This window comes from Streptomyces curacoi, from assembly GCF_001513975.1.
In the GTDB taxonomy this organism is placed as follows: Bacteria; Actinomycetota; Actinomycetes; order Streptomycetales; family Streptomycetaceae; genus Streptomyces; species Streptomyces curacoi.
Genome location: NZ_KQ948004.1, coordinates 8221 through 15787, shown reverse-complemented (window position 1 = coordinate 15787; position 7567 = coordinate 8221). Strand labels below are relative to the sequence as shown.

General features: G+C 68.6%; 4 protein-coding genes and 2 pseudogenes. 2 read left to right on the top strand and 4 right to left on the bottom strand.

Annotated features, from left to right (window positions below; translation table 11 throughout):
* Window positions 1-501 precede the first annotated feature (501 nt).
* Together AQI70_RS36695 and AQI70_RS36690 are read left to right on the top strand one after the other, a co-directional pair.
* The gene (locus tag AQI70_RS36695) at window positions 502-999 is read left to right on the top strand and encodes a hypothetical protein (protein WP_062156785.1); all 498 of its coding nucleotides are present in this window, start codon (window positions 502-504) and stop codon (window positions 997-999) included.
* Window positions 1000-1330: 331 nt separating this feature from the next.
* Complete coding sequence (locus AQI70_RS36690) at window positions 1331-2866, top strand: S8 family serine peptidase (protein ID WP_244181990.1); 1536 nt, start codon at window positions 1331-1333, stop codon at window positions 2864-2866.
* Between the two features lie 544 nt (window positions 2867-3410).
* Here the strand turns inward: AQI70_RS36690 and AQI70_RS36685 are convergent.
* The 4 genes and pseudogenes from AQI70_RS36685 to AQI70_RS39915 all read right to left on the bottom strand — a co-directional run.
* The gene (locus tag AQI70_RS36685) at window positions 3411-4469 is read right to left on the bottom strand and encodes a hypothetical protein (protein WP_062156783.1); all 1059 of its coding nucleotides are present in this window, start codon (window positions 4467-4469) and stop codon (window positions 3411-3413) included.
* A 1047-nt stretch (window positions 4470-5516) separates the two neighbouring features.
* Window positions 5517-6005, bottom strand: a pseudogene (locus AQI70_RS38235) (Asp23/Gls24 family envelope stress response protein).
* A gap of 220 nt (window positions 6006-6225) precedes the next feature.
* Window positions 6226-7013 (bottom strand): annotated as a pseudogene (locus AQI70_RS36675) (class I SAM-dependent DNA methyltransferase).
* Window positions 7014-7309: 296 nt separating this feature from the next.
* Window positions 7310-7567, bottom strand: a 258-nt coding sequence (locus tag AQI70_RS39915) for a hypothetical protein (protein WP_208607516.1), incomplete at its 5' end; no start/stop codon positions are given.

The window sequence follows — 7567 nt, the reverse complement described above, 5'->3', positions numbered from 1 at the left end:
CCTCTTAAGAGCATCGACAGCACACTCCCAGTGTGCTCCCGGTGGACTGTGCCGCGTGTGTTTCATGTCAAACGGTCCGGCCAGTGCCTCATAGGTCTACCTCGCGTTTCCAGCTCGCTCCACGTCCGGGAGGCCCGGCCCTGGCTGCGATCGACGGCCTTCATGTCGCGGTATGTCCGGCTGCGGCGCCGCCCGCCGCCGTGCCGGTAGCCCCGACGTAGGAGCGCAGGCAATGACGTATCCACGCGCCCAGCGAGCGAGTCTCACCCCGAGGCGCCGAGACCCACCACGTGACCGAGGCCATCGGCTATGAGAAGCCGTTCATGGCCGTGCAGGCCGACAGCTCACCAGTCGTCGGATCCGATCGGGGGGATTCCTCCCAGGAAGGGCTCGTCCGATTGCGGCCTGGGCAACGTCAACTTAGCTTCAAGTATCGGATTTATCCGATAAGTCAACACAATTCCTTGTGTTGGCATTCTCATGGCATCGAACGGAGCATTCATGTCGGTGATGACCGGTACTCAACCCCTCCAGCAGTACGGCCAGCAGTTCGGCGGTCAGCAGCTGGGCGGCCCGCAGCAGATCGCTCAGATGGTCCAGCAGTCCATCCAGCAGGCGTGTCAGCAGACGGCCCAGCAGGTCGCGCAGCAGGTGCAGCAGACGTTCCAGCAGATCCAGCAGATCCAGCAGCAGCTGCAGCAGCGGCCGGACCTGGCTCAGCAGGCGCACCCGTACCTGGCTCTCGTGCTGCACCGCACGCTGGCCGGGGCCGTCCGTCACGCCGTGGAGCAGTCCGTGCAGCAGGCGCTGCCGAACGCGATCGTGACGCTGCTCCAGCAGAGCCAGCAAGGCCAGCAAGGCCAGCAGGGGATCCAGGGCATGCAGGGCCAGCAGCCGTGGGGCGGCGGGTACGGCCCGCAGCAGTTCGGACAGCAGTTCCCGCAGTACCAGCAGCCCGGGTTCGGCCAGATGGGTGGTCAGCCCTTCGGCATCGGCTGACTTCCGGCGGCGCGCGATGCGGTGTGCCCAAGAGCGGTTCTTGGGCACACCGCATCACCATGGAAGCGCGAGCCGCCCGTCACCGGATCAGGAGCACAAGGACGACGTAGGCGTGGTGAAGGTGGACGTAATGGTCAAGGAAAGGCCCAAAGACAGCCGCGCGAGCGGGTCCGGGAGTGAAGGGGCCGGTGGACCCGGACCTGAGGTCAGAGAAACGGAGCCGGACAGGAAAGGCGCACGATCCAAGCTGGCGGTGCAGCCGCGCCGGGAGCGGTACATGGTGACAGCGCTGCCGCAGCATCTACTCCCGCCAGGAGTGCCCGAACTGAGCATGGACGCAGTGTGCGACCGGCTGGAGCGGATGCCCGAGGTCAATGTGACCCGCAGACTCCGGCCGTCGGAGAAGCTGCAGTCGGCCGGGCTGCCCCCCTCCTGCCCGGAAATCGCGGTGGTCGAGGCGCCCGAGGCTCAGCTGCCGGCGATGCGGACGCTGCACGTTCACATCGAGCCGGACCTGCCGCTGTCCGGCACCGGGCCCGCCGCTGCGCCGGCTGCGGGGGTTCTGCCGCTGCGCGATCCAGGGCTGATCCTGCCGCTGGAGCAACCTGTGGAGATCTCGCTGCGCGTCTGCGACCCCGACGGCGAACCGCTGGCCGGCGCCGCAGTCTTCCTGATCGGATCGTCCTGGCCGGGCCAGGGCGTCAGCGCGGCCGACGGGACGGTCACCGTCACGCTGCCCACGGAAACCGTCCAGTCCATTCAGTCCCTCTACGTCCGTCCCGCAGGCGGTTACGCCGACCGCTGGATCAATCGTCCGGACCTGTCGGCGACGCAGGAGAACCTGGTCACCCTCACGCCGCTGTCCAAGGTGTATCCGGGGCTGGACGATCGACAGCAGTACGGCTGGGGCCAGCAGGCCATGCGGCTGGACCGGCTGCCTCCCACCTTCCGCGCCTTCGGGATCAAGGTCGGGGTCATCGGTTCCGGCGTCGCCGCCGAGCATCCCGATCTAAAGCAGCGCGTGCGCTCCGGGATCGATCTCGTCCGCGGCACGGAAGAAGGCTGGGCGCAGGACACGGTGGGCACCGGCACCCACGCGGCGGGCGTCATCGCCGGGGCGGACACCGGCAAGGGCGTCATCGGCACCGCGGTCGACGCCGAGATCGAGGTCTGTCAGGTGCTTCCCGGCGGCTGTTTCAGCGACCTGATCGCCGCCATGGACCACTGCATCGAACACGAGGTCGACGTCGCACACATCGCCGTGGCGACGCCGTACCCGTCGGCGCTGGTCTCACGCAAACTGGCCGATGCCAACGCTGCGGGCATCGCCTGCGTCGCCCCGGCAGGCGACACCGGCGGACCGGTCTGCTTCCCCGGCTCACTGCCCACAGTTTTCACCGTGGGCGCGCTCGGAGTCTTCGGGTCCTTCCCCCCGGACACCTCCCAAGCCACCCATGTGGGCCCGCAGCTGACACCGGAAGGACTGTTCGCCCCGCCGTTCAGCTGCTACGGACCCGGGGTCGACGCGGCCGCCCCCGGCGTGGCAGTCCTGTCGTGCTCGCCGCAAGGCGGCTACACCGCCCTCGACGGCACCGGCACGGCCTCGGCCCACGTCGCCGGTCTCGCCGCCCTCGTGCTCGCCCACCATGAGGACTTCCACGGCCAGCTGCTGCCCCGCGGACCCGGCCGAGTACAACACCTGTTCGAGATCATCGCCGCCAGCTGCCGCCAGCTGGCGGCCCCGGGCACCATGGAAGCGGCCCGCGTCGGACGCGGCCTGCCCGACGCCCTCGTCGCCCTCGGCCTGGCGCCCGGAGTGCAACTCGCTCCGGCCCTGTCGCCCTACACCCCGTCCATGGCCGGTTAGACAGCTCCACAGCAAGTCCGCTGAACGGCACCCGCCCGAAAGGACCGGTGCCGTTCAGCTTGTGACGGCTGGGGTCTGTTGGGGGCTGCCCGGTGGGCGTGTGGAGGTAGCCGCCGCGGCGCCGGAGCCCGACCGGGTGAGCGAAGCCGTCCACGGCGCGATGCACATTGCGGATCAGCCGGCGCTCGAAGGGCCGAGGCCGTGTCCGCTCCTGCGTTCATCAGGACTTCGTGGATGCCATGGCGGCTTGGAACGCCTTCATGCACGGGAAACAGTGCTTGTCCGTCGGCGCCCGACTGCTGGGCTCGGCACGCTTCTTCACCCCGCACAGCGTGAGGGTCTTATCAGCCGTCAGCACATGCCACACCGGTTCTCCCGAGGTGTCTGCGCCGCGCCACATTTCGTGCATTCTCAGCTCCCTCCGCAGGAGTGGAGGTCACTCCCATACGAACACGGCCGAGACAGGCCAGCCCCTTGTTGCGGCCTGCTTTGCCGATGTGGGGAGCCTCCTTGGGACCTGTCAGTGTCTCGGGGCAGCTCTCGGTCAGGCCGAGACGCGTGCCTCGGCGGCGGAGATGACCTCTTGGCGTTGCCGGTGGCGTCGTTCGTACTCCAGCACCTGACGGGCCACGCCGGTGGGAGCGTCCTGCAGGCTCGCGGTGATCTCAGCCGTGTCCATGGCGTCAAAGCCGGTCCACGGCTCTGCTTCGCGCAGCTGCTCGATGGCGTCCAGGACCCTCTTGCGGTGGGCGTGCGCACGCTCGTAGCCCTCGACCACCGTCAGATCCAGCTGGGACAGCGTGCGCAGCCGCCTCTCGATCTGGTGCGTGCTGAGCTGGCTGAACCCGGGAATCGGCAGGTCCTCCTCCCGCCTCACCGCTCCCAGGACCTCCTCGGCCATGGGGCCGGGCTCGGGCATCTCCCGCCCCGCGCCCTCGGCCGCACCTCGGGCCCGCCGGACGCCGCGCTCGGCGACGTCACGCGCCCGGTCGAAAGCGGTCCGCACCGTCTGGGCCGCTGCGTCGGCCAGACCGCCGCCCTGACCTTCGCGCGGGCGGTAGCCGTTGGTGGCCGACGCCACGGCGCGGGCGTGTTCGGTGAGGCTGTTCTCCAGTTCCTGCAGCAGTTCCTCGTCCTGGCGGCGCAGCGAGCCGAGCAGGTCGGCGGTGGGCTGGTCGTCCACGTGCTCGGCGAGGACTTCCCCGGCCCGGCACGCCGCCATCGCCCGCGCCGCAGCCGCGTACTCGTCCTCCGCGTTTCGCATCAGCTGTCGCGGATCGGCCGGGCCCCCGCCAGGCAGCATTCCTCTTACGATCTTCGACCCGATGGTCAGCGGCAGCATGACCGTGCGCACCGCGCCCCGCGAGATGGAGCGAGTCACACCGACCGCGGTGCCCAGGACGCCCCGGGGCTGCAGTTCGCGCTCCTGGCGTTTGATGCGCTGGACGCTGATCTGCACCTCGGCGGCCTGGCGTTCGAGCATCTGCCGGTGCGGGCCCGGCGGCGTGACCGTCGCATCCGCCCGGAACCTGTCGAGGACCGCGGCATGAGCCTGGCGCGCATCCTCCAGCACCGGTACGAGTTCCTCCGTCATCACTGCCATGCGGTGCTCCCTGAGGAAAGAAGAGGCGGCTGCCCGCGACACATGGAAAGCGGCTGCCCTGAGCCACCCCCCACATCCGGGCAACCAGCACCATCCTGCGGGACCCACGCCAAGATCGCCCGGCGGGCGAGAGCCAGCAGTTCCACTGGCTCGCCGAGCCGTACGGTGCTACCGACGCGGATCAGGACATGCCGCATTGGCCCGTCCGGGTGACGGGGAAACCGCCCGACGGCGCGCATGCGGCCCCCGCGTGCCGTAGGCGTGGCACGGTCAGCGCATGCCCGTTACTGGAGAGCGGGCGGCGCGGCATCAAGCGGCGTGCACCTCGAGTACTACTTCGCACGGCACTTTGCATCGGCGTGGTGTAGCGGCGTGGGCCACAGCATCGCCCTCACGATACGGAGGAAAGGTGCCAGTGGAGCCGGACCCATTCCGCAGGGCAGACCTGTCCTCTGCCGGCATCCCGAAACCGGGGCCTGCTCCCGGACGCCACGCGGTCACAGAGCAAGGGATCGCAGCAGGCTTCCTCGGTGACGTAACCGCTTGGACGCTGTTCGGCATGATCTTCGACTCCATGGCGCCCGAGAAGAGCCCGCGCACGCACTCCGGCGACCAGCGCCGCAGCCAGGTATGACCCACCGTGCTGTACGGGTGTCAGTCGGCGAGGCCGGCCTTGCTGCTTAGGGCGCGGTGGCTGGACGGGAACTGGCTGATGATCTGGTTCAGCTCCCCGCCGGTGACGGCATCGCTGATCTGACTGCCGCGCCTGGCTGTCGTACGCCGCAGTCGCGCACCGGCCCAAGAACTCGTCGTGCTTCAGGTCACTGTCCCGTCGGCGGCGGTGCAGCCGTGGGCGGTGCGGTATCCCGCTTTCTGCCGACGTGCTGGTAGACCGCTCCGGGGGCCAGTCAGTTGGGCGTTCAGCAGCTGGTACAGCGCTGACCGGGGCCGCACCGTCGCCGGCCCCGACTCGTAGGTGTCGGGGCCGGCCATCATGAGAGGGACCTGGCTCCCCGGCCCTGCATGGCCCCGCCTGGTGTGGCCTGATCAGGCCACACGCCTCTCTCCCTGCTCGGATTCTTCCTCCTCGTCCGGCAGGTGAACATCGCCTACGGCAATGTTCACTTCCACGACTTCCAGGCCGGTCATCCGTTCCACCGCGTGGATGACGTTGGCGCGTACGTCCCCGGCGGTGTCGGTAATGGAAGCGCCGTACTCGACGACGACGTCGAGGTCTACAGCTGCCTGGCGCTCTCACCTCCACGCTCACTCCCCGGGTGATGTCGCTTCTCCCGCCGGGTACGCGCTCGCGCACTGCCCCGAACGCCCTGGCCATCCCTCCGCGAGGTTGTAGATCTCGGGAATCTCGCGGGCGGCCATGCCTGCGATCTTCGCTACGACACCGTCCGCGACAGTGGTGTTTCCACGCGTCTCCGGAGGAACGTCGGCGCCCCTGCGGCCCTGCAGTGTCGTCCCCTTCTTGCCCTGGGCTCCCGTCCCCGCGGTGACGTTGGTGCGATCCGTGGTCTCTGTCATGGCAGTCACCTCCAGATCATTCGCGCAGGCTCGATGGGTATCACTGTCTTTCAGCCCTAGCCTCATGTGACATATGAGTCTAAAAGGAATGAGTGAGGTGGCGCTGTGACCTGGTTCTGAGGCGTGGGAGCGGCAGATCGCCGTCTCGGATGGCCCCTTCCACAGTCCCTGAGCTCATCGCAGCTCGGAAGGTCGGGTACAGGACCGGCGGCGCGCCGGGTCAGCCGTCGTACTGGTCGGGGTCCGGCAGGGGGAAGCGGCTCACTCGGATCTTCGACTGGCCGTGGGGCCGCTTCTCCCAGTCGTCCATGAACCGCGCGTGCAGACCGTGCTTGCGGGCCAGGGCCAGGAAAGTCTCGGTGCGGTAGTAGAAGTCCTCGCCCAGCACCTGGTGTTCGGTGCCTTCGGTGCGGTCGAAGGTGAAGTCGAAGAACCCCTTGTCGGTCAGGACACGGCCGATGTGGGCGAGGCACTCCTCGATCACCTCCAGCGGCGAGCGGGAGAAGACGCTGTGCGCGTACACGACGTCAAGTGGTCACCGGGCAGGAAGTCCAGAGTGAGGTCACCGGTGATGGTCAGGTGCGGCAGCCTGTCCTGGAGCCCTCGCTCGACGAGGGTCTTCTTGGCGGCGATCAGGATGCCCGGCGAGATGTCGATGCCGTAGTAGTTCCCCGGATCGAGGTAGTCGATGAAGCGCCAGCCGCCGCGCAGGTTGCCGCAGCCGATGTCGAGCATCCGGTGCCCGGGGCGCAGCCCGTGCTCGATCAGGTAGTCGAACTGCATCTGCCCGAGGGCCAGCCAGCGCTCGCGGCTCTGGCTGCCGACCGCCGCCTCCGGGTTGCGGCGGGTGTCGGAGGCCATCACCGCCCGGTAGTAGCCGACATGGTCGGGGTGCTTGAGACGCAGCCAGGTGTCCCGGGTGGCGCGGCGGAGATACGGAGCGACGCGGCCGGGATGGGTCAGGGCGTAGCCGAGCTTGTGGGTGAGGGTGGCGCGGTTGCGCTGCAGCTTCTGCGGGGACTACGCGGCATGGGCCATGGCGGTGACCTCCGTACAAAGGGCGCCCCCGGTGGGGAGGAGCCCCTGACAAGGGATGAAAGGGTGTGGGACGGAGCTCCCCCCCTACGGCACCACTGGCCCTCCGCCCGCCAGTGCGCCGGCCCGTTCCAGGTGGGCCGCGAGCCAATGTAACGGGCTGCCGCACGCGACACGCCGAGCTGCCTGACCGGGTGCTGACGGTGGCGTCATGGGACGGGCAGCTGGAACTGCAGGGTGACGTCCTGTGGGTTCACTCTGATCCGCCGTCAGAGCGTCGGCGTTCGGCCGTTGTCGAGACGGGGCCTGTTGACTTCCTCACCCTGGAGAAATAGAACAAAATACGCAAAAGAGCGTGAAAGTGTGCGTTTCGAGATCTCGATGACCTTGAGGCGACCAACGCCAGACTCCCTCACTGCGAGCTGCGGGGAGGAGGTGAACACATGAACGACACCGAACGGGCGCCCGAGGAGCCCGAGGTTGCCCCGGCTGAAGGCGAGGAGCCGGCAGGCGAGGCGGCGCAGGCC

Coding starts and splice junctions, on each gene's coding strand:
- AQI70_RS36695 (WP_062156785.1), top strand. CDS start 502: ATGTCGGTGATGACCGGTACTCAACCCCTCCAGCAGTACGGCCAGCAG.
- AQI70_RS36690 (WP_244181990.1), top strand. CDS start 1,331: ATGGACGCAGTGTGCGACCGGCTGGAGCGGATGCCCGAGGTCAATGTG.
- AQI70_RS36685 (WP_062156783.1), bottom strand. CDS start 4,469: ATGGCAGTGATGACGGAGGAACTCGTACCGGTGCTGGAGGATGCGCGC.